18 protein-coding genes, 3 tRNA genes and 1 riboswitch are annotated in these 21,957 nt (G+C 63.7%); of the genes, 11 read left to right on the forward strand and 10 right to left on the reverse strand.

Annotated features, from left to right (window positions below; all coding sequences use genetic code 11):
* Nucleotides 1–344 precede the first annotated feature (344 nt).
* From B5E56_RS11225 to B5E56_RS11235, 3 genes are all read right to left on the reverse strand, one after another.
* Nucleotides 345–1,670 carry a S1C family serine protease gene (locus B5E56_RS11225; RefSeq protein ID WP_087390122.1) on the reverse strand — a complete coding sequence of 442 codons (1,326 nt, stop codon included), beginning with the start codon at nt 1,668–1,670 and terminating at the stop codon, nt 345–347.
* A gap of 194 nt (nt 1,671–1,864) precedes the next feature.
* A complete protein-coding gene (locus B5E56_RS11230) occupies nt 1,865–2,734 on the reverse strand; it encodes a DegV family protein (RefSeq protein WP_087390125.1) in 870 nt (289 codons plus the stop codon).
* A gap of 24 nt (nt 2,735–2,758) precedes the next feature.
* Complete coding sequence (locus tag B5E56_RS11235) at nt 2,759–3,226, reverse strand: MarR family winged helix-turn-helix transcriptional regulator (RefSeq protein WP_087390129.1); 468 nt, start codon at nt 3,224–3,226, stop codon at nt 2,759–2,761.
* 195 nt (nt 3,227–3,421) lie between these two features.
* Between B5E56_RS11235 and B5E56_RS11240 the strand changes: the two genes are divergently transcribed.
* The 5 genes from B5E56_RS11240 (at nt 3,422) to lepB (ending at nt 9,674) form a co-directional block, all read left to right on the forward strand.
* Nucleotides 3,422–4,582, forward strand: a complete 1,161-nt coding sequence (locus B5E56_RS11240; protein ID WP_087390132.1) for a stage II sporulation protein P — start codon at nt 3,422–3,424, stop codon at nt 4,580–4,582.
* Between the two features lie 120 nt (nt 4,583–4,702).
* Complete coding sequence (locus B5E56_RS11245; RefSeq protein WP_087330223.1) at nt 4,703–5,485, forward strand: TIGR00282 family metallophosphoesterase; 783 nt, start codon at nt 4,703–4,705, stop codon at nt 5,483–5,485.
* 238 nt (nt 5,486–5,723) lie between these two features.
* Nucleotides 5,724–6,806, forward strand: a complete 1,083-nt coding sequence (locus B5E56_RS11250) for a metallophosphoesterase family protein (RefSeq protein ID WP_087390135.1) — start codon at nt 5,724–5,726, stop codon at nt 6,804–6,806.
* Entirely contained in the window at nt 6,803–9,007 is a 2,205-nt protein-coding gene (locus tag B5E56_RS11255; protein ID WP_087390138.1) for an ATP-binding protein, read from the forward strand. Before B5E56_RS11250 ends, B5E56_RS11255 begins: the two co-directional genes overlap by 4 nt.
* A 73-nt stretch (nt 9,008–9,080) precedes the next feature.
* On the forward strand, nt 9,081–9,674 hold the full coding sequence (gene lepB, locus B5E56_RS11260) for a signal peptidase I (RefSeq protein ID WP_242958923.1): 594 nt from the start codon (nt 9,081–9,083) through the stop codon (nt 9,672–9,674).
* Nucleotides 9,675–9,880: 206 nt separating this feature from the next.
* On the opposite strand, the gene B5E56_RS11265 is transcribed toward lepB, so the two are convergent.
* The 4 genes from B5E56_RS11265 to B5E56_RS11280 are packed head-to-tail and all read right to left on the reverse strand — an operon-like array spanning nt 9,881 to nt 13,274.
* Nucleotides 9,881–10,585: a GNAT family N-acetyltransferase gene (locus B5E56_RS11265; protein ID WP_087390140.1), complete on the reverse strand. Its 705-nt coding sequence runs from the start codon at nt 10,583–10,585 to the stop codon at nt 9,881–9,883.
* Nucleotides 10,582–11,721 carry a sensor histidine kinase gene (locus B5E56_RS11270; protein WP_242958925.1) on the reverse strand — a complete coding sequence of 380 codons (1,140 nt, stop codon included), beginning with the start codon at nt 11,719–11,721 and terminating at the stop codon, nt 10,582–10,584. Before B5E56_RS11270 ends, B5E56_RS11265 begins: the two co-directional genes overlap by 4 nt.
* A complete protein-coding gene (locus B5E56_RS11275) occupies nt 11,718–12,749 on the reverse strand; it encodes a lysylphosphatidylglycerol synthase transmembrane domain-containing protein (protein ID WP_087390143.1) in 1,032 nt (343 codons plus the stop codon). Before B5E56_RS11275 ends, B5E56_RS11270 begins: the two co-directional genes overlap by 4 nt.
* 39 nt (nt 12,750–12,788) lie before the next feature.
* Complete coding sequence (locus tag B5E56_RS11280; RefSeq protein WP_087390146.1) at nt 12,789–13,274, reverse strand: SprT-like domain-containing protein; 486 nt, start codon at nt 13,272–13,274, stop codon at nt 12,789–12,791.
* A 178-nt stretch (nt 13,275–13,452) separates the two neighbouring features.
* On the opposite strand from B5E56_RS11280, the gene vanR reads away from it, so the two are divergent.
* From vanR to pflB, 6 genes are all read left to right on the forward strand, one after another.
* Nucleotides 13,453–14,145 (forward strand): VanR-ABDEGLN family response regulator transcription factor, encoded by a 693-nt coding sequence (vanR, locus tag B5E56_RS11285; RefSeq protein WP_087390149.1) that lies wholly within the window; start codon nt 13,453–13,455, stop codon nt 14,143–14,145.
* A gap of 102 nt (nt 14,146–14,247) precedes the next feature.
* A tRNA-Met gene (locus B5E56_RS11290) sits at nt 14,248–14,324 on the forward strand.
* 69 nt (nt 14,325–14,393) lie between these two features.
* A tRNA-Glu gene (locus tag B5E56_RS11295) sits at nt 14,394–14,468 on the forward strand.
* Between the two features lie 4 nt (nt 14,469–14,472).
* A tRNA-Val gene (locus B5E56_RS11300) sits at nt 14,473–14,548 on the forward strand.
* An 87-nt stretch (nt 14,549–14,635) separates the two neighbouring features.
* A riboswitch (ZMP/ZTP riboswitch) is annotated at nt 14,636–14,717 on the forward strand.
* A 49-nt stretch (nt 14,718–14,766) separates the two neighbouring features.
* Nucleotides 14,767–15,489 (forward strand): pyruvate formate-lyase-activating protein, encoded by a 723-nt coding sequence (gene pflA, locus B5E56_RS11305; protein ID WP_087390153.1) that lies wholly within the window; start codon nt 14,767–14,769, stop codon nt 15,487–15,489.
* Between the two features lie 16 nt (nt 15,490–15,505).
* Nucleotides 15,506–17,749, forward strand: coding sequence for a formate C-acetyltransferase (gene pflB, locus B5E56_RS11310; RefSeq protein ID WP_087390156.1), 2,244 nt, complete (start codon nt 15,506–15,508; stop codon nt 17,747–17,749).
* 48 nt (nt 17,750–17,797) lie between these two features.
* Here pflB and B5E56_RS11315 read toward each other — a convergent pair whose 3' ends face one another.
* The 3 genes from B5E56_RS11315 to B5E56_RS11330 form a co-directional block, all read right to left on the reverse strand.
* Complete coding sequence (locus tag B5E56_RS11315) at nt 17,798–18,211, reverse strand: hypothetical protein (protein WP_087188461.1); 414 nt, start codon at nt 18,209–18,211, stop codon at nt 17,798–17,800.
* Between the two features lie 340 nt (nt 18,212–18,551).
* Nucleotides 18,552–19,883 (reverse strand): glucose-6-phosphate isomerase, encoded by a 1,332-nt coding sequence (locus B5E56_RS11325; RefSeq protein ID WP_087390159.1) that lies wholly within the window; start codon nt 19,881–19,883, stop codon nt 18,552–18,554.
* Nucleotides 19,884–19,993: 110 nt separating this feature from the next.
* Nucleotides 19,994–21,955 carry a molybdopterin-dependent oxidoreductase gene (locus B5E56_RS11330; protein WP_087390162.1) on the reverse strand — a complete coding sequence of 654 codons (1,962 nt, stop codon included), beginning with the start codon at nt 21,953–21,955 and terminating at the stop codon, nt 19,994–19,996.
* Between the last annotated feature and the right edge of the window lie 2 nt (nt 21,956–21,957).

The raw sequence follows: 21,957 nt of genomic DNA on the forward strand, positions 1-21,957 counted from the left end.
CAAACAAACCGGGCGGAGCCATTTGGCTCCGCCCGGTTTTTGCTGGACTTTACAGCTCTAGCGTAGGGCTTGTGGACGTCCAATGTTTCAGCGCTGAGTAGGACGGCGGTTTACCCCCGCCGGCGATCCACGGCAAGGAACGGCGGGCCGGTGGGGACATGGTCCCTGCGGATGAAAAGCGCCGCTCTGTAGGGGGCGAAGACCGAACCCGCCCGTTTGCCAGGGGATATCATTACCGCTGCGCTGCAAAACACACGCCCTCACTCCGGTGCGGCCTTACCGATGGAACGAAAACCCCCGGCGCACTGGGATGCCCAGTGCGCCGGGGGTCTTTGCTCAGATGCTTACCAGTTGCCGAAGGGGAAGTTGTAGTAGTAATTGCCGCCCTGCTGGGGTTGGGATTGCTGCTGCTGGCTGTTGTACTCCTCGCTCAGCTGATTCATGGCCTCCTGCCGCTCCTGGTTGTCCTCATCCAGGGTTACATTGACGGTGGAGGTGTTGCCGTCCCGGTAGATGGTGAAGGTGACGGACTCTCCCGCCTTGTGATCCTTCACAGCGCTCTGGAGCTGGGTCTCGGTAGATACCTGGGTGTCACCCACAGCGGTGATGATGTCGCCTACCTGGAGGCCGGCTTTCTGGGCGCAGGAGCCGTCCAGGATGGCCATGATCTCCACACCGGCAGGCACGCCGTAGCGCTGAACGCTTTCATCCACGGCGTTGATGAGCACGCCCACGTTGGGCTTGCCGGTGACATAGCCGTTCTCCATAATGGAGGTGACCATGTCCTTCACGTCGTTGATGGGGATGGCGAAGCCCAGACCCTCCACAGAGGCCTCCGAGCTGGAGCTGGAGGACAGCTTGGCGGACACGATGCCCACCACCTGGCCGTACTTGTCAAAGAGGGGGCCGCCGGAGTTGCCGGAGTTAATGGCGGTGTCGGTCTGGATCATGTTCATGACGGTGCCGTCGCTCATGGTGACCGAGCGGTCCTTGGCGGAGACGTAGCCGCCGGTGAAGGTGAAGGTCAATTCACCCAGAGGGTTGCCGATGGCGTACACATCCTCGCCCACATTGATGGCGTCCGAGTCGCCCAGCACCACGGGCCGCAGGTTGCCCTGGTCGATCTTCAGCACGGCGATGTCGTTCTCCTCCTCGCCGCCCACCAGGGTGGCGTCATAGCTCTTTCCGTCGGAGAAGAATACGGTGATGTCGCTGACGCCGTTGATGACATGGTAGTTGGTAAGGATGTAGCTGGCGGTGTCATTGGAACTGATGACGAAACCGGAGCCGGACACGGCGTTTTTAACGGTCTGGCCCCACACGTTGGTGGTCACGTTGCCGTTGACGCCCACCACCGACTCCAGGTTGGAGGCGTACACCTCTTCGGCGGAGAGGACGGTCTTGCCGTCCACGTTGGCCAGGGACACGGCGGTGGGACGGGTGCCCTCGTAAATGGTGGTGGAGTTGCCGCCGAAGCGGTTGACAGCCCACACGCCGCCGCCGCCCACCGCGCCGCCGATGATGGCGCAGCACAGGCCAACGGCAATGAACTTACCAAAGCCGCCCTTCTTCTTTTCCTTGGGGGGTACGGCGTCATACACATGGAACTGATTGGTTTCTATGACGGAGTCGCGGTCCTCGGGGGGCCGGTTATAATCACTGTAATACATAAACGGATCTCTCCTTTACCAGCGGATTTTGCGGTTTCCTTTGAACGAGTCTTAGAATACCCTGTAATTGTGGCGGAACTGTGAAGAAAATGTGCATGATTTTTAAATTGTTCCCATCGATGGCAGGTTTGTGTCAGAAAAGGGCAAATAACAGGAAAAAGGGACGCATTTGCGTCCCTTTTTCAGTAATATTATTATTTTTCCAGCGCTTTTGTTACGGTAACAGCCCGGGCGCCGGGGCCGATATGGCAGGCCACCGACAGAGACAGCGGGTCCATATGGATGGGATAACCGGGGAAAATAGCCTCCAGCTCTTCCAGCCACTCCTGGGCGTCGGCCCGGTCGCCGGTGTAGGCGGCGGCGATGTGGAGCTGCTCCGGACCGGAGAGCCCGGCAAACTCAGTCTCCATGGTGTGGTGGATGGCGTCGATCATGGTCTTTTTGGCGGCCTTCCAGCCACGGACCTTGGCGAAGGAGTCCAGCTTCTCGCCCTTGATCCGCAGCACCGGCTTGATGCCCAGCACGGCGCCCAGAGCGGCGGCGGCGGGGGTGCAGCGGCCGCCCTTTTTCAGGTACTTCAGGGTGTCCACGGTGATGTAGATATCGGAGTCAAACTTGGTGCGCTCCAGATGGTCGTGGATCTCCTGGGCGGACTTGCCGGCCTGGGCCATTTCCAGAGCGTCCAGCACCGACTGGCGCTGGGTCACCGAGATGCGCTGGTTGTTGACCACAAACACCTTGCCCTCGTAGTCCTGGGCCAGCATCATGGCGGTCTCGCAGGAGCTGCTCAGGCCGCTGGACATGGGGATGTACACGATCTGGTCATAGTCCTGGAGGATCTTATCCCACAGGTCGGTGACGTCGCCGGGGGAGGGCTGGGTGGTCTTGACGTCGGCGTCCTGAGCCAGACGCTCATAGAACTGCTCCTGAGAGAGGGTGATGTCCTCCAGGAAGAGCTCGTCGTTGATATAGAAAGGCATGGGCAGAACAAAAATACCCAGTTCCTTGCCCTGAGCCTGGGTGATGCCGCTGTTGCTGTCAGTGGCAATGGCGATCTTACTCATAACGTACCTCATTTCATCAGATCTTTATGGTTGTGACTCCGCCGGAGCCTGGGCTCCGCCGCGGAAGAAAGCGGTCAGTTTTTCCATACCCCGCGCCAGGGCGGAGGCCTCCTGATCGGTCAGGGCGGACAGCATCCGGTCGGTCAGACGGCGGTGAAAGGCCCGGTGCCGCTCGCTGGCGGCCCGGCCCAGCTGGGTGGGCAGCAGGCGCACCGCCCGCCGGTCCTTCTCGTCCCGGCGGCGGACCAGATAGCCCTTCTTCTCCAGCAGTCCCACGGCGCAGGTCAGGGTACCCGCCGGCATCTGCCGGGCGGAGGCAATGGCGGTGGAGCGGTTGTCGCCCCCCTCGTCCACGGTGCGGCAGATGGCGTCAATGAGCTGTACCTCCCGCAGGGACAGGTCCCCTGCCGCCAGGGTGGCCTCCTCCCGCTTCAGGATGTCGCCAAAGACGTCGGAAAGAAAATGGTTGATGATTTCGCTGGAATACTCCACTGAGGGCCTCCCTTCTGCGTGGCTTGTTTCGCAACTGAATTATACCGGATTGTAGAAAAATGTCAAGGGAATCCTTTGACAGTCAAAATAATTTCCACCGCCGGTGAGATTTGGGACAAGGCATACCCGGAGGAATGGGCGCATAGGGTAGAAGGGACCGAAAGGATCCCACATTACAGATGAGGATGGTGCGATATGAAAGGGCCGATCTTATGGAAACGACTGTTCCGCCGGAGTGCCGCTTTGTTCCTGGCCACCCTGGCGGTGTGGCTGCTGCTTCTGTGCGGCGGAGGCGCGGGGGCGCTGCAAAGCCTGGGGGAGAGCGGCGCCTTTGTGTCCACCGCTCTGGCGGCGGAACTGGGCAAGACAGGGGGCGACACCCTGGACAAACTGGACGGCTGGGACCGGCTGGCGGTGGGCCAGTCCCTGCTGCTGGCAGGCAATCAGGAGGCGGTGGCCCAGCATCTGGGACAAGAGGTGCCGGAGGAAATACAACTGCCGGCGGGACAGCCTGCTCAGGATCACGACGACCTGGTGGAGGAGCCCCAGACCACCACCGCCCCCTCGGATATCATCGCCCGCACCCTGATCCCTACCAGCCCGGAGGGTTACGACGTGGCGGGTGGCCTGTATCTCTATAACCGCACCGGGGAGTCCGTGGATCTGGCGGCGGCGGCCCAGGCGTCGGTGAACATCACCCTGCCCGCCGAGGGACCTCAGATCCTTATCATCCATACCCACACCACCGAGGCATACACCCCAGACGGCACCGACGTGTATACCCCCGACGGCGGGGTGGCCCGCACCCTGGAGGAGGAGGACAATATGCTGCGGGTGGGGGACGAGATGGAGCGGGTGTTCACCGAGATGGGCCTGTCGGTCATTCACGACCGCACCGTCCACGACTACCCCCAGTACAACGGGGCCTATACCCGCTCCGCCCAGACGGTGCAGGACTATCTGGAGCAATATCCCTCCATCAAGATTGTGCTGGACGTCCACCGGGATGCCCTGGCGGGGGAGGACGGCACGGTGTACAAGGCGGTGACGGTCATCGACGGGGTGGATACCGCCCAGGTGATGCTGGTTATCGGCCATGGTCAGGACGGCAGCAACCCCCACTGGATGGAGAATCTGGCCCTGGCCTGCAAGATCCAGAGCAGCATGAATACCCTCTATCCCACCCTGGCCCGGCCCATGACCTTCCGCTCCTCTAGCTACAATCAGGAGCTGTCCACCGGCTCCCTGCTGGTGGAGGTGGGCACCCACGGCAACACCCTCCAGGAGGCCCTGTCCGCCGCCCGGCTCTTCGCCCGCTCCGCCGGTCAGGTGCTGCTGGGCTTGAAGGAGCAATGACAAAAAAGCACGCCCTCGGGCGTGCTTTTTTGCGTCTCCAGCCGGCAAAGAAGAATTGCCCTTTTCCGAAAAATCACATATAATAGAACCACTGCGTAAAAACACAGAGGGAGGCAGACTATGATCTTAAACGTGCTGGCGGTAGGTGATGTGGTGGGCGAGAGCGGCGTGGAGTACCTGAACCGTCACCTCCGCAGCCTGAAGAAGCTCCATGAGGTCCACTTCACTGTGGTCAATGGGGAGAACGCCTCCGGCGTGGGCATCCTGCCCCGGCAGGCCCGGGACATCTTCGACGCCGGGGCCGACGTGATCACTTTGGGCAACCACACCTGGAACCGCATCCAGATCGCCGACTTTCTGGAGGACGACCGCTATACCCTGCGGCCCGCCAACTACACCAACCGGGTGCCCGGCCGGGGCTGGGGGGTGTACGACGGCCCCAAGGGCCTGCGGATCGGCGTGATGAACCTCATCGGCCGGTGCGAGATGGACAGCAACTTTGAAAACCCCTTCACCACTGCCGACAAGGTGCTGAAACGGATGGAAGGGGTGGACGTGGTACTGGTGGATTTCCACGCCGAGGCCACCAGCGAGAAGGGCGCCATGGGCTACTACCTGGACGGACGGGTCCAGGCCCTGTGGGGCACCCACACCCATGTGCCCACCGCCGACACCCAGGTGCTCCCCAAGGGGCTGGGCTTCGTCACCGACCTGGGCATGACCGGCCCCGCCCGCAGCGTGCTGGGCATCCGGCCCGACCAGGCCATCAACCGCTTTCTGGGTGGCCTGCCCCGGCGGTTTGAGCAGGCGGACGGGCCCTGTAAGCTGGAGAGCGTCCTCTTCTCCATCGATACCGACGCCCGCAAGTGCGTGGGTGTGGAGCGGCTGGACCTGCGGGACTGACCAAGCCTGCGGCTTTCAAAAAAGTGGCGCAGCCACTTTTTTGAGGGGGAGGCAGCCCGCTGCGCGCAGACAAAGTCTGCACTTGCGTGCTGAGAAGTGTTTTCTCCGACGCACATGTCGCCGGAGAAAACGAGATTATGATTTTTGTTCGCGCCTGCGGGCGCGAACTCTGCGAGGCGCCTTTCTTACAGCGTTCTCTGCTTTTTCGTAATATCCTTTTGGAAAGGAACATACATTTATGTTAACCATCATTCACGGGGCGGACTTCCATCTGGACGCCCCCTTTGCCGCCCTGCCCCCCGACAAGGCCAGGCAGCGGCGGGAGGAGCAGCGGCAGCTGCTGGACCGGCTGGCCGATCTGGCCCAGGAGGTGAGGGCCGACCTGGTGCTCCTCTCCGGCGATCTGCTGGACTCCAGCCAGACCTACCAGGAGACGGTGGAGGCCCTCTCCCGCACCCTGGGCCAGATCCAGGCCCCGGTGTTCATCGCCCCGGGCAACCACGACTGTTACGGCCCCCGGTCGGTATACGCCAACACCGTATGGCCTGACAACGTACACATCTTCTCCACCGTGTCGGTGGAGTCGGTGGCCCTGCCGGAGCTGGGCTGCACCGTCCACGGCGCGGCCTTCACCACCCCCCAGGCCGACCGCTCCCCCCTCATGGGCTTTACCGTCCCCCGGGACGGGGGCATCCACCTGATGGCCCTCCACGGCGACGTGGACGGCAAGGGCCGCTACGGCCCCATCGATCCCGCCGACATCGCCGCCAGCGGCCTGACCTATCTGGCCCTGGGCCATATCCATGCCTGCTCCGGTTTGCAGAAGGCGGGGGATACCTGGTGGGCCTACCCCGGCTGCCCCGAGGGCCGGGGTTTTGACGAGACGGGGGACAAGGGCGTGCTGGTGGTCACCGTGGGGGACGACCCCAGCGATGTCACCGCCCGGTTCGTACCCCTGGCCGCCCGGCGGTATGAGATCGTGGAGGCCGACGTCACCGGGGCGGACACCGCCGCCCAGGCCCTGGAGGAGGTGCTGCCGGCGGAGCCCTGCGGCGACTGTTGCCGCATCCTGCTCACCGGCCAGCGGTCCTTTGGACCGCCTGATCTGGCGGCTCTCACCGCCCAGGCCCAACCATACTACTACAGCGTCACCATCCGGGACCACACCAGACAGCTGCGGGACCTGTGGGAACGGGCGGGGGAGGACTCCCTCACCGGCCTGGTCCTCCGCCAGCTGAAGGCCCAGGGCGGACCGGAAGCCGAGCTGGCCGCCCGGTTTGCGTTGGCGGCGCTGGAAAACGGGGAGGACCCCTGCCCATGAAAATCATTCGTATGAAAGCCACCTTCGGCGGCCTGGACCACCGGGAGCTGGAGCTGAAGGAGGGGCTGAATATCATCGAGGCCCCCAACGAGGGGGGCAAGTCCACCTGGTCGGCCTTCCTGCGGGCCATGCTCTACGGCATCAACACCAAGGAACGGGACAAGCAGGGCTACATCGCCGAAAAGAACCGCTACCAGCCCTGGAACGGCGGGGCCATGGAGGGCGTGGTGGAGCTGGAGTGGAAGGGGGAGCAGATCACCCTTCGCCGTGGCCCCAAGGGCAACACCCCCTTCGGCAAGTTTGAGGCGGTGTATACCGACACCGGGGAGCCGGTGGGATACCTCACCGCCGATAACGTGGGGGAGACCCTCATCGGCGCGCCCAGAGAGGTCTTTGAGCGCTCCGCCTTTGTGGGCCAGGGAGGGGCGGCTATTGACGGCGCACCCGCCCTGGAGGCCCGTATCGCCGCCCTGGCCTCCAGCGGAGAGGAGGACGTGTCCTACTCCCAGGTGGAACGCCGCCTGCGGGACTGGCTCAACCGCCGCAAGCACAACAAGACCGGACTCATCCCCAAGCTGGAGGAGGAGCTGGCCGGCAACGACGAGATCGCGGGCCGTCAGGCCAAGGCCTTCCGGCTGGCCCAGGAGGCCCGCCGGGAGATGGACAAGCTCCAGACCGAGCACAAGCGCCTTCAGGCCGAGCGGGACGCCCACCTGGCCCGGGCTATGGCTGCCCGCCGTCAGCGGTGGGAGGAGGCCCAGAGCGCTCTGGAGACGGCCAGGGGACAGGTGGACACCATCGAAGCGGAACTTAACCGCTATGGCACGCCTCCCGACAAGGCCACCCTGCAGAAGGCCCAGGGGGAACTGAACCAGCTCAACGCCCTCCACACCAGCCGCAAGCAGGCGGAGGAGCGGTTGGAGCAGGCCAAGGCCCAGGAGGCGGAAGCTGCCGCCGCCGCGGTGGACCCCCTGTTCCCCGACATGACCCCCGACCAGGCCTGGGAGCAGGCCAGCGCCGACGCTCAAACAGCGGGGGAGGTCCCCCGCTGCGGCGGACTGTATGCCGGGGGCGCCGTTGCCCTGGCGCTGGCCGCCGGGTCCCTGGTGCTGGCCTTTACCGGCGTGCTGCCTGCCCTGTGGATGGGCGGCGCTGCCTGCGGCGTGCTGGCCGTGGCGGGTGTGGGCCTGTTTGTGTCGGCCGCCCTGCGGAAAAAGCAGGCCGGGACTCTGGCGGCGGAGCTGCTGGAGCGCTATGAGGCGGAGGACCCCCAGGGTATCCTGAACCGGGCCAGCGCCTACCGGGAGGCCTGTGTGGTGGCCGGACAGGCCGCCAAACAGCGGGAGGAGGCCCAGCAGGCTCTGGACGCCCTGCTGGCCCAGGACGAGAACACCCGCAAGGCCCTGCTGGAGCTGGTCCACCCCTTTGCCCCCACGGTAAAGGACACCTTCGGCGTGTCGGCGGCCATCTCCCGTGCCCTCCAGCTGGAGGAGCGGCTGGCCACCGCCCAGGTGAAGCTGGAGGGGGCGGAAAAGCTGGCCGCCAGCCTGCCCCGGCCCGAGCCGGTGGCGGCCGACCCCGGAGTGGAGCCCCGGTTTGACCCCGCCGGGACGGCGGCCCGGCTCAACGCGGCGGAGGGGGAGCTGTCCCGGCTCCGCAGCGGCCTGGCCATGGCCCAGGGCGAGCTGAACACCCTGGGCGATCCGGCGGAGCTGGAGCTGCGGCAGGAGGAGGCCCGGGAGGAGCTGGAGCGGCGGCAGACCGAGCACGCCGCTCTGGAGACCGCCCTCAAGGCCCTGGACGCCGCCCACGCCGGCCTTCAGGCCCGGTTCTCTCCCGCCCTCAACCATCTGGCGGGGGACTATCTGGCCAAGCTCACCGGCGGCAAGTACGACAAGGTGTCCCTCACCCGGCAGTTTGAGGCTCTGGCCGAGGAGGCCGGCGGCCTCCAGCCCCGGCGGGCCCTGGCCCTGTCCCAGGGAACGGCGGACCAGCTCTATCTGGCGGTGCGGCTGGCGGCCTGCAAGCTGGTGCTGCCTCAGGAGGAGCCCTGCCCCCTGGTGCTGGACGACGCCCTGGCCAACTTCGACGACAGCCGCGCGGCCCTGGCGCTGGAGTGCCTGGAGGAGCTGGGGGAGGAGCGGCAGATCCTGCTCTTCACCTGCCACAGCCGGGAAAGAGCCTGGCAGGAGGGCCGCTGACGCGAATTTCCCTTGCAATCGGGGGAAAATCGGGCTATAATTTGCATATTCCAAGCATATGGAGCTGATGGCATTGGCAAAAGAAAAGACCCAGGAGCAGGAGCTGGAGGGGAAGGACGCCCTGAAGGTGGACCTCTACTTCTGGTTACAGGCCCTGGTGATGGTGCTGGTGGCCCTGATCCTCATCTTCACCTTCGTGGGGCGCATCATCGGCGTGGTGGGCTCCTCCATGTATCCCACCCTCCACGACGGGGACCTGCTGCTGTTACAGAGCATCGGTTATACCCCCAAGCAGGGAGACGTAGTGGTGCTCACCAAGGAATTTGACGCCTCCGAGGGCCCCATCGTCAAGCGGGTCATCGCCACCGGCGGTCAGCACGTGGTCATCGACTACGACGCGGGCACCGTCACCGTGGACGGCGAAGTGCTGGACGAGCCCTATATCAATCCGGAGGAGGTCATGCGCCAGCCCGGCGGGGAGACCCTCACCGACGTGGTGGTGCCCGAGGGCTCCATCTTCGTCATGGGCGACAACCGCAACCACTCCTCCGACAGCCGGGATGTGACCCTGGGCACGGTGGACGAGCGGTATGTGCTGGGCCGGGCCCTGTGGGTGATTCTGCCCTTCCAGGATTTCGGGCCCATCGCCCACGGCACGGAGGCATAAATGCAGAAAAAGGGCCTGTTGCAAAATAGCTGTTTTGCACAAGCCTGTCATTGCGAGCCAGTGCGCACACTGGCGTGGCAATCCGTTTCCTCGGCAAAAGGGGCGGATTCCCACGAAAAACGGCCGCCCACCGGGCGGCCGTTTTTCTCGGAATGACGGGTCTTTGTACGAGCTGCGCATTTTGCAACAGACCCTTTTTGCATCTGTCAGAACAGCCAGAACAGCAGCTCCTCCGACAGGGTCATGCCCACCTTGCGCTGGAGGGCCAGGGAGGGGCCGTTGTCGGTGAATACCTGGCCGTAGGGGTACTGTCCCTGCTCCATGCAAAAGACGGTCATGGCCAGCAGCAGGGCCTCTCCGATGCCCCGGCGGCGGTACTGGGGCAGCACCTCCAGCATCCCCATGGACCCCTCGATGTGGGTGGCGATAAACCCGGCGGGCTGCCCGTCCACAAAGGCCCCCAGCATCCCCCGGTGGATGGCGTCCTCCATGTAGGGCACCCCGCCGAAGGAGTGGCTGTAGTGTTCCTCCGCCCACACCGCCCAGCTGCGGTCCAGCCGCCGGATCTCCCCGCCGAAGGGTGGGACGGCGGGGGGCTGAGGGTTCAGCCAGGCCGACTGGCGGCAGATCTGTTCGGTCTGAAAGCCGAAGTGGGCGGCCAGGATGTCCTTGTACCACATCTGGTGGCCGGTCAGGATGGTACACCCCTCCATGAGGGGGAGCATCTCCTCCAGGACGGCGGGGGTTTCCGCGTCCACAAACCACACCTCGCTGGGGGGATCGTAGAGCAGTACCCCGTCCTCCCCCGCCCGGCGGACCTGGGCAGTCCCCCGGCGGAGCACCTCCAGCATATCCAGGTATAAAAGCCGGTTGCCCGTCAGCCGGGCCAGAGCAATCTCTTCCAATGTCATGTCTTTCCTCCTCGGTACAGCGGCAGGGAGATGATGAAGCTGGTCAGCTTGCCGTTGCTTTCGCAGCGGATGGAGCCGCCGTGGAGCTCCACGATCTCCTTGGCGATGGCCAGACCCAGCCCCGCCCCGCCGGTGCGGGTGGAGCGGGCGGCGTCCAGCCGGTAGAATTTTTCAAAGATGTTGGCCAGCTCCCCCTCGGGGATCTCCAGCCCTTCGTCCTGAATGGTGATCTCGGTGTAGGAGCCCATGGCCCTGGCCACCACATCCACGGTGCCCCCGGGGATGGAGTAGCTCACCGCGTTGCGCAGCACGTTGTCGAATACCCGGGCCAGCTTGTCCGGGTCCCCCCGCACCACCAGATGGGGTTGGATGTCGGCCACGCAGGTCAGGTTCTTTTCGGCAAAGAGGGGGTAGAACTCGTCGGCCAGCTGCTCCAGCAGCATGGACAGCTGGATGGGTACCTTCTCCCCCGCTCCGCTGTCCAGGTCCATTTTGGTGATGTCGAAAAATTCCCCCAGCAGCTCCTCCAGCCGCAGGGCCTTGTCCAGAGCGATGCCGGTAAATTTGGCCCTCTGCTCCGGGGCCAGACCGGGGTCGTCGTGGAGCAGGGTCAGATAGCCTACCACCGATGTAAGGGGGGTCTTGAGGTCGTGGGCCAGAAAGGCCACCAGATCCCCCCGGCGCTGCTCCGCCTCCTGGGCGGCCCGCTCCCGGGCGGCCAGCTGGCGGCGGATGGCGTTCAGATCGTCCTGGATAGGGGAGAGCTCCCGAGGCAGAACCACCGGGTCCTCCCGGTCCTCCACCAGGCGGCGGGTGGCCGCCCGGATGTCCTCCAGCCAGTGGGTGAACCGGCCCATGGCCAGATAGAAGGCGATGAGCATGAGCACCATGATGCAGACGGTGAGGATCTCCTGCTTATTGTCCCGGATCAGGATCTGATAGAGGTGGGCGGCATCCTCCGGGCTCTGGCCGAAGAGAGTCTGGGCCGCCCACAGGAAGAACCGGGCGAAGGGGTCCTGAAGCACCCCGTCCACCACTACCTCCAGCAGGAAGATGCCGGCGGCTCCGGCAATGAGGGTGCCCACAATGACCACCAGCAGCATTTTCAGTTTGAGACGGGTGTATTTCCCCTTCACGCGGGCCCCTCCTTTTCCTGGGCGTGGCGGCGGGCGGCGGAGCGCTTGGCGAACCGGCCCACCGACCAGGCGCCGCCCAGCAGCAGCACCTCCAGGAAGGAGGCGAAGCGCCACAGCACCATACCTACTGCCAGATGTTCCCCGAAGATGGGGCCCATGAACAGATAGAAGCTGCCCTCCGCGCCTCCGGCGTTGCCGGGCAGCATGATGATGCGGGAGAGCACCATCACCAGGCACTGTACCATCACCAGCTCCCAGAAGGAGAAGCCGGTGAGGCCCAGCCCCCGGTACAGGAAGAAGGGGATGGAGAACAGAGCGGTGAGCTCCACAAACATCCCGGCGTACAGCCAGACCAGCAGCCGTTTGTTGCCCTGGAAGGCCCCCAGCTGCTGGCAGAATTCCTCCACCTTGTTCATGCCCTTGTCCACCATACCCTCCTTGGCCATCACCTTCCAGTGCCGGGACAGGAAGGTGAGGATGCGGCGGATGAGCCGCTGGATGGGGGCGGGACGGAGGGCGGTAAAGACCGCCAGGCCGCACAGGAAGAGGTAGAGGGCGATGAGCACCCCGGCCCCCGCCACGGCGGCACCCAGGCTGGCCTTTCGCCAGATCAGCTCATAGGCCAGGGCGGCCACGGCATAGCCGGTGTACACCATGGTGTTGGCCACTGCCTTCCAGGTGTAGATGGAGGCGGTGTAGGTGGCGGACATTCCGGCGTCGTACATCAGCTTGAGCTGGATGGGGGCCCCGGCGGGGCCCAGCTTGTAGTAAAATTCCCCGATATAGGCCGCGTCAAAGCAGCCGGTCAGCTTCATGGGGCAGCCGGCGGCCCTGCCCATACCGTAGAACAGGATGGCGTCCACGCTCTCGCTGAAGGGGATGCACAGGGCGGCCAGCAGCAGCCAGCCGGGCTGTACCTGGGCCACCAGGGTCCGCAGATCCATGGTGCGTGTCACATGGACGATGAGCGCAATGAGAATGACGCCGCCGATGCTCAGACCCGCGATGGAGAAAATGCGGTTGAACAGGGCGGCCTTGCTATGCTTTTTCGTAGCCTTCCCTCCATTCTAATACGCCAGGCGCAGCACGCCGCCGCAGGCGCAGCGGTAGCGCTCCGGGTGGGCCACCAGGGGGGAGCGGCGGGCGCGGGGGAACTGCCGGCCGCACTTGGTACACACCACCAGATGGCGGATGGGACGGATATCCTCCACCCCCAGCTGGTCACAGGTGCCGGTGCGGGAGATGGTATAGCCGTAGGCGGCGTTCATCTGCCCGGCGTAGGCCTTCCACCGGACGCCGTGGTCCCGGCAGCCGGGGCAGGTGTGGAGCACCTCGTGGGCCAGGGTCTGGAGGCAGGCCTCCTCCGGGGCTTCCAGCAGCCGCTGGGCCAGCTCAATGCGGTAGGTGCCGTCGGCCTGCCGGATGCAGCAGCCGAACCGGGTCACCGCCCGGCGGTTGAGGCGTACCTGGGGGAGGATATGGGGAGAGACCGGGATGCCCAGGGCCTTGGCCTGGGCCACCACCCGGGCCAGCAATGTATCTGCGTCGTGCATGGAACAGCCCTCTCTCTGGAAGAATCAGAATTGTAGACTTATATTGTACCACTGTTGGCGGGAAAAGTCACCACCGGCGCCTCGGCCCGGCCCATCTTATGATTTTATTACATTTTTTCCGCCGGCTTGACGAAAATACGGCCGGACCGGTATAATCGAGACAAAAGGAGGGATGGCTATGGAGGCCAACATTCTGGTGGTGGACGACGAGCCCGAGATCGCCGATCTGGTAGAGGTCTATTTGCAGAGTGAGGGCTGCACCGTCTACAAGTGCAACACCGGCACCCAGGCCCTGGCGGTGGTGAACAGCCGGTCGGTGGACCTGGCCATCCTGGACGTGATGCTCCCCGATATCAGCGGCTTTACCCTGTGCGGAGAGATCCGCAAGGACCACCATTTCCCGGTGCTTATGCTCACCGCCAAAGCGGAGGACATGGACAAGATCACCGGGCTGACCATCGGGGCGGACGACTATATCACCAAGCCCTTCAACCCCCTGGAGCTGATGGCCCGGGTGAAGGCCCAGCTGCGCCGCTATACCCGCTATAACGAGGCCGACAAGGGGGACAGCAAGGACATTCTGGACTTCAACGGTCTGGTTATCAACCGCTCCACCCATGAGTGTACTCTGTACGACAAGGAGCTCAACCTCACCCCCATCGAGTTTGACATCCTGTGGATGCTGGCGGAAAACCGGGGTCAGGTCATCTCCGCCGAGCGGCTCTTTGAGAGCGTGTGGGGGGAGAAGTACCTGGACCGGAACAACACCGTCATGGTCCACATCCGCCGCCTGCGGGAGAAGATGGGGGAACCCTCCCGCAACCCCCGGTTCATTAAAACCGTGTGGGGTGTGGGCTACAAGATCGACTAAAAACCCCCGTCTGAAATTTTTTGAAAAAATTGCGAAAAAGCTGTTGACAAAATGGGACACTTCGGATATACTATCTCTTGCCCTGTTCGTCCGGGTGCAAATGGCGGCATAGCTCAGGTGGCTAGAGCATACGGTTCATACCCGTAGTGTCCCCGGTTCAAATCCAGGTGCCGCTACCAGACCCAAAAGACGGCACGTGCCGTCTTTTGGGGTCCCTTTTCCGAGCGTTCGGCCCGCTTGGGCAACATGGCCCGTTGGTCAAGTGGTTAAGACACCGCCCTTTCACGGCGGTAACACGAGTTCGAGTCTCGTACGGGTCACCAATATGGAGGCGTAGCTCAGCCGGTAGAGCACTTGCTTCACACGCAAGGGGTCACAGATTCGAGTTCTGTCGTCTCCACCACCAAAAAAGACATCCGTTTGGATGTCTTTTTTGTTTTCTCTGCCTTTCTCCGTCCCTTGACAAAGTGGGGCGGTCCATGCTATAAAAAGAATATCATATGACTGACGGATAATGTGGAGCCTACCACATGGAGTATGATAGTAAAAAGCCGACCGTCTGGGCGAGAGAAGCCCGGATTGTCGGCTTTTCTTTGTGCAAAAAAGGAGGTATGGTTCCCTATGACACAGGGGAGGGTCCACTCCCTGGAATCCATGGGGCTGGTGGACGGCCCCGGCATCCGCACGGTGGTCTTTCTGCAGGGCTGCGCCCTGCGCTGCCGCTACTGCCACAACCCGGACACCTGGGCGGCGGAAGGAGCGGCAGAGACCGTCACACCCCGGCAGCTGGTGGAGCGGCTGGTCCGCTTCAAGCCCTACTACGGCAGCACCGGCGGGGTCACCTTCTCCGGCGGGGAGCCCCTGCTCCAGCCGGAGTTCCTGGCCCAGTGCCTGGCATTGTGCCATGAGGCTGGCATCCACACCTGTCTGGACACGGCGGGGTGCGGTCTGGGGGAGTATGAGGCCATCCTGGAGCACACCGACCTGATCCTGCTGGACGTGAAGCACTACACCCCCGAGGGTTGGCGGCAGGTCACCGGCAGTTCCATGGCGGCCTTTGACCGCTTCCTGGAGCAGGCCCAGCAGGCCGCCGTCCCCCTCTGGGTCCGCCATGTGGTGGTGCCCGGCCTCACCGACGGGGAGCCCCACCTTGCCGGGCTGGAGGCTTATCTGAAGGGGCTGAAGCACATCCAGCGGGTGGAGCTGCTGCCCTACCACACCCTGGGCGTCCACAAGTATGCGTCCCTGGGCCTGCCCTACCCCCTGGAGGGGGTGCCCCCCATGGACGGGGCGGCCCTGGAGCACTGGAATGAACGCCTGAACCGCACCTGCGTTCAGGCCTGAGAAAAGGAGTCGTCATATGAGCATTGATGTAAATTGCGCCGCCTGGCAGGGGTTTCGCACCGGCGAGTGGCGGCATTTGGTGAACGTCCGTAATTTCATTCAGAAGAATTACACTCCGTATTCGGGAAATGGGGATTTTCTGGCCCCTGTTTCCACAAAAACGGCGGCAGTGTGGAAAAAAGCCGAGGCCCTCATCATTGAGGAGGTGAAGAAGGGGATCATCGATGTGGAGACCGACGCTGTCTCCGGCATCGACAACTTCGCCCCCGGCTACATCGATCAGGAGAACGAGGTCATCGTGGGCCTCCAGACCGACGCCCCCCTCAAGCGCATCGTCAACCCCTTCGGCGGCATCCGCAACGCCACCTCCGCTTTGGAGCAGTACGGCTACCAGCTCAACCCGGAGATCGAGCGCCACTTCCGACTCTACCGCAAGACCCACAACGAGGGCGTGTTTGACGCCTACCCCAAGCGCACCCGCCTGGCCCGCCACGCGGGCCTGCTCACTGGCCTGCCCGACGCCTATGGCCGGGGCCGCATCGTGGGCGACTACCGCCGGGTGCCCCTGTACGGCACCGACTTCCTCATCGAGGAGAAGCAGGCCGACCTGGACCGCATCGACGGCCCCATGACCGACGAGCGCATCCGCCTGCGGGAGGAGGTCCAGATGCAGATCCGTGCCCTGGAGCAAATGGCCTCCATGGCCGCCAGGTACGGCTGCGACATCACCCGCCCGGCGGAGAACGCCCATGAGGCGGTACAGAACCTGTATATGGCCTATCTGGCGGGCATCAAGGAGAACAACGGCGCCGCCACCTCTCTGGGCCGGGTGTCCACCTTCCTGGATATCTACATCCAGCGGGACCTGGACAACGGCGTGCTGGACGAGCAGGGGGCCCAGGAGCTTATCGACCAGTTCGTCATCAAGCTGCGGTTGGTGCGCCACCTGCGTACCCCGGAGTACAACGAGCTCTTCGGCGGCGACCCCACCTGGGTCACCGAGTCCATCGGCGGCATGGGAGTGGACGGCCGCACCCTGGTGACCCGCAACTCCTTCCGGATGCTCCATACCCTCACCAACCTGGGCACCGCCCCCGAGCCCAACCTGACGGTGCTGTGGAGCCCCCATCTGCCCCAGGGCTTCAAGGACTACTGCGCCAAAATGAGCATCGACACCGACTCCATCCAGTATGAGAGCGACGAGCTCATGCGGCCCATGTACGGCGACGACTACTGCATCGCCTGCTGCGTCTCCGCCATGGCGGTGGGCAAGCAGATGCAGTTCTTCGGGGCCCGGGCCAACCTGGCCAAGAGCCTGCTGTACGCCATCAACGGCGGCGTGGACGAGAAGAAGGGCATCAAAGTGGTGCCCGGCATCCAGCTGGACACCGACGAGGTGCTGGACTATCCCAAGGTGCTGGGCAACTATAAAAAGGTGCTGTCCTATGTGGCGGAGCTCTATGTGGATACCATCAACATCATCCACTATATGCACGACAAGTACGCCTACGAGAGCAGCCAGATGGCCCTCCACGACACCCTGGTGGAGCGGCTGGCCGCCTTCGGCGTGGCGGGCTTGTCCATCGCCGCCGACTCCCTGTCGGCCATCAAGTTCGCCAAGGTGCGCCCCATCCGCAATGAGAAGGGCATCGCCGTGGACTTCGAAGTAGAGGGAGACTTCCCCAAGTACGGCAACGACGACGACCGGGTGGACGACATCGCCGTGGAGCTGGTGTCCTACTTCTCCGCCGAGCTGAAGAAACACCCCCTGTACCGGAACGCCATCCACACCCTGTCCGCCCTCACCATCACCTCCAACGTGATGTACGGCAAAAAGACGGGGGCCACCCCCGATGGCCGGAAGGCGGGGGAGCCCTTTGCCCCCGGCGCCAACCCCATGCACGGCCGGGACAAGAGCGGCGCTCTGGCCTCCCTCAACTCGGTGGCCAAGATCCCCTACCGGGCGGTGTGCCAGGACGGCGTGTCCAACACCTTCTCCATCGTGCCCTCCGCCCTGGGCAAGAGCCAGGGGGAGCGGGTGGACAACCTGGTGCATATTCTGGACGGCTATTTCCTCCAGGGAGCCCACCACCTGAACGTCAACGTCATGAACCGGCAGCTGCTGGTGGACGCCATGGAGCATCCCGAACAGTACCCCACCCTCACCATCCGGGTGTCGGGCTACGCGGTGAACTTCTCCCGCCTGAGCCGGGAGCAGCAGCTGGAGGTCATCAAGCGCACCTTCCACGAGCAGATGTAAAAGGTCATAAAAAAACCGCCCTGCTTCGGCAGGGCGGTTTTTCGTTCATTAGAAGTACTTCTTGATGCCTTCGGTGGCCAGAGACTCGTCAGCGCTGATGGTGACGGTGAACTTGATGTTGTTCTTCTCGGAGAAGCTGTTCAGCCAATCCAGGAACTCCTCAACGGCATGATCGGTGACGTCGGCGGTCACGATCTTGGTCAGGCTGTCGATGAACACGTGGGTAATATCGTAGTTGCCGGCATAGAGGCCGCTGATGAAGCCCTTCATAAAGTCGAAGTTGCAGACATCAAAGTGGCTGGCCTCAACCAGGCGAATCTTATAGTGAATGTCATAGGTCAGCTTGGGGCCGCGCTCAATGCAAACGACGTTGCCATTCTCGCTGTGAACAGCGGAGTTAATGAGCTCGATCATCTGCTTGGTCTTACCGGTGCCCTTGACCCCCATGATCACTCTCACCATAGTTATCACTCCTTCTTAGTCCGCCGGGACCACCCCGGCCTGGTGCATTTATGTTACCATTTTTACCGTGGGATTGCAACTGATTTGCTCAAGTTCACAAAAAATTCCCACAGGCCACCCCTGGGTGACCGTCAGGTTTACTGTTAGCCCAGCCGGGCCTCCAGCTCCGCCTTTTTATCTTCGTAACCAGGCTTACCCAGCAGGGCGTACATATTGTTCTTATAGGCCGCCCCACGGAACTACAGTTCCGTGGGGACCCCAAAGATTTGATCTGCTCGGGCGGAATAAATCCGCCCGGCATCAAGGTTTTGCCTGCGGCAAAACGCTTGTTGTGGAGGCCTTACAGTCTGGCTTCCAACTCAGCTTTTTTATCTTCGTAGCCGGGTTTACCCAGCAGGGCGTACATATTATTCTTGTAGGCCTCCACGCCGGGCTGGTCGAAGGGGTTGATCTCCAGCAGGTAGCCGGACAGGCCGCAGACGTACTCAAAGTAGTAGATCAGCGCGCCCACGCTCTTGGCGCAGCGGCCGGGGGCGGTGACCATCAGGTTGGGCACGCCGCCGTCCACATGGGCCAGCAGGGTGCCCCGCATGGCCTGCTCGGCCACGAAGGACAGGTCCTTGCCCGCCAGGAAGTTGAGCCCGTCCACGTTATCGGGGTCGTGGGGGATGGTGATGGCGGGGCCGTTGCTGTTGGCAAAACGCACCACGGTCTCCAGCATGAGGCGCTCGCCCTGCTGGATGTACTGGCCCATGGAGTGCAGGTCGGCGGTGAACTCCACGCTGGCGGGGAACAGGCCCTTGCCGTCCTTGCCCTCGCTCTCGCCGAAGAGCTGCTTCCACCACTCGCCGAAGAACCGGAAGGAGGGCTCGTAGCCCACCAGGATATCCACCTTCTTGCCGGCGGTGTACAGGGCGTGGCGGGCGGCAGCGTGCTGCCAGGCGGGGTTGGCCTCACCGGGCACAGCCAGGGTCTCCATCTCCTCCCGGGCGCCCTCCATCAGGGCAGCAATGTCCACACCGGCGCAGGCGATGGGCAGCAGGCCCACGGCGGTGAGCACGCTGTAGCGGCCGCCGATGGCGTCGGGCACCACGAACTCCTCGTAGCCCTCGGCGTCGGCCAGACCCTTCAGGGCACCCTTGTGGGCGTCGGTGGTGGCGTAAATGCGCTTGCGGGCCTCCTCCTTGCCGTACTTCTCCTCCAGCAGATTCTTGAAGATACGGAAGGCCACGGCGGGCTCGGTGGTGGTGCCGGACTTGGAGATCACGTTGATGGACCAGTCCTTATCCTTGATGAGGTCCATCACCTCCAGCATGGCGTCGGTGGACAGGCCGTTGCCGGCGAAGTAGATGGCGGGGCCGTCCTTGTGGGTCAGGTTGAAATTGGGAGAGTTGACCAGCTCCACCACGGCCCGGGCGCCCAGATAGGAGCCGCCGATGCCGATGACCACCAGGGCCTGGGAGGTGGCGCGGATGCGCTCCGCCGCCGCCTGGATGCGGGCAAACTCTTCTTTATCATAGTCCCGGGGCAGGTGGACCCAGCCGGTAAAGTCGCCGCCGGCGCCGCTGCCGGTCTCCAGCTTCTGACGGGCGCTCTCCAGGGCGTCCAGACGGCTGGTGAGCCAAGTGTCGGGCAGGAAAGAACGGGCGTTGGAGGTGTCGATTTGAATCATGGTGACGTCACTCCTTTTATGTTTCACAAAGCCAGAATCGGCTGATGCCTTTATCATACACCCGGGGACCGGCTTTGACCAGAGAAAAAAGCCAATTCCCGGAAAAACCTTTAGGCCTTACGGACCCAGATGGTGTTGTCGTTCATGGTGGTGGCCTCGCCCCAGTCGGACAGGCGGTCGTGGGTCAGGCAGTTGACGGTGTTCTCGCCGGGATAGACGCCCTCGGCCACCACCGTCATGGGAGCCACTGCCCGGTCCAGAGCCAGGGTGCAGGTCATCTCGCCCAGCTTGTTATAGCACACCACCTGCTCCCCCAGGACCAGGCCCAGACGGGCGGCGTCCTCGCTGTTCATACGCACCGTCATTTCCCCCCGCAGGTCCCGCAGGGTGGAGGACTCATTGAAGGAGGAATTGAGGGTGTGGACAGCCGGGGCGCAGATCAGGTGGAAGGGGTCGGAGCCGCCGTGGGGCGGGAACCAGCCGATGATAGGATCGTCCAGATGGACCTTGCCATCCTCGGTCTGAATGGGCAGGGGGAAGGGGGATTCCAGCACCACCGGCTCCCCGGCAAGCACCTTGTCCTTCTCCTCCCGGGAGAGGGCCCAGCTGTCCTCCACCATCTGGCGGCACAGCTCCTCCGCGGTGCGGCCCTGGAAGGGATCGTCCAGACCCATGGCGGCGGAGAGCAGGGTAAATACCTCAAGGTTGCTCTTCACCTCGCCGGGGGCGGGAACCACCGCCGGGGCGTACTGGATCTGCCGGTACCCGTAGGGGGTGTACAGGTCGGTCTGTTCCACCATGTAGGGGGCGGGCAGGATGATGTCGGCGTATTTGGCGGTGTCGGTCATGTACCGCTCATGGACCACGGTAAACAGGTCCTCCCGGGCCAGGCCCCGGCGGACGGCGTTCTGGTCGGAGGTCACTGTGGCCGGGTTGGCGTGGTAGACATACAGGCTGCGGATGGGGGTGGAGAGTCCCTTGCCCTCCAGGGCACGGCCCAGCTGGTTGATGTTGATCATCTGGGTGTTCGGCCCGGCCAGGTCGGGACGCTTGACGGCGGACTTATCCACCAGATCGGGGGAGGAGCACACGCCATAGGTGCCGCCGCCCTTCTTGGCCCAGGCGCCCACAGCGGCGGGCAGAGCGGTGATGGCCCGGGTGGCCTCGCCGCCGTTGCCCGAGCGGGAGAAGCCGCTGCCCAGCACGATGCAGGGGGCCTTGGCTCTGCCGTAGGCCCGGGCCAGGTCCCGGATCACATCGGGGGCCTGACCGATGAGACACTGGGTCTCCTCCGGGTCCCACACATCCAGAGTAGCCCGAAACTCCTCCCACCCGGCGGCGTGCTCAGCCAGCCATGCCTCGTCGGTGAGTCCCTCCTGGTCCAGCACCTGGAGCATGGACAGGGCCAGGGCGCCGTCGCTGCCCGGCTGGATCAGGATGGTCTGGTCGGCCAGCTCGGCGGAAGCGTTTTCGTATACATCAATAAGGATGATTTTGGCCCCGTTGGCCTTGGCCTTCCGCAGGATGGGGGCCAGGTGGGCCCGGGTGGCGGGGATATTGGCGGACCACAGCAGGATCAGGTCACTGTGCTCCACATCCCAGGGGGCCAGGTCGCAGGAGCCCCCCATGACCTTCTGCCAGCCGGTGGACTTGGCGGTGCTGCACAGGGTGCGCTTGAGGCGGCTGGCGCCCAGGGCGTGGAAGAAGCCCTCTCCGCAGTTGCGGTGGACCACGCCCATGGTGCCGGCGTAGGAGTAGGGCAGAATGGTCTCCGCTCCGTACTGGGCGATCAGATCTTTCCAGCGGGATGTGATCTCTCCGATGGCCTGATCCCAGGAGATGGGCTCAAACTCCCCGGTCCCCTTGGCGCCGGTGCGGCGGAGGGGAGTGAGGATACGCTCAGGGCTGTTGATGGCCTCCGGCAGATTGCGCATCTTGGCGCACACCCAGCCGTCGGTGAAGGGGTTGGCCGGATCACCGGTGATGGAGGTGACGGTATTGCCCTCGGTCTCTACCAGCAGAGAGCAGCCCTCAGGGCAATCATAGGGACAGGCAGAACGACAAGTGGACATGA

The organism is Flavonifractor sp. An112, from assembly GCF_002161085.1.
GTDB classification, from domain to species: domain Bacteria; phylum Bacillota; class Clostridia; order Oscillospirales; family Oscillospiraceae; genus Flavonifractor; species Flavonifractor avicola.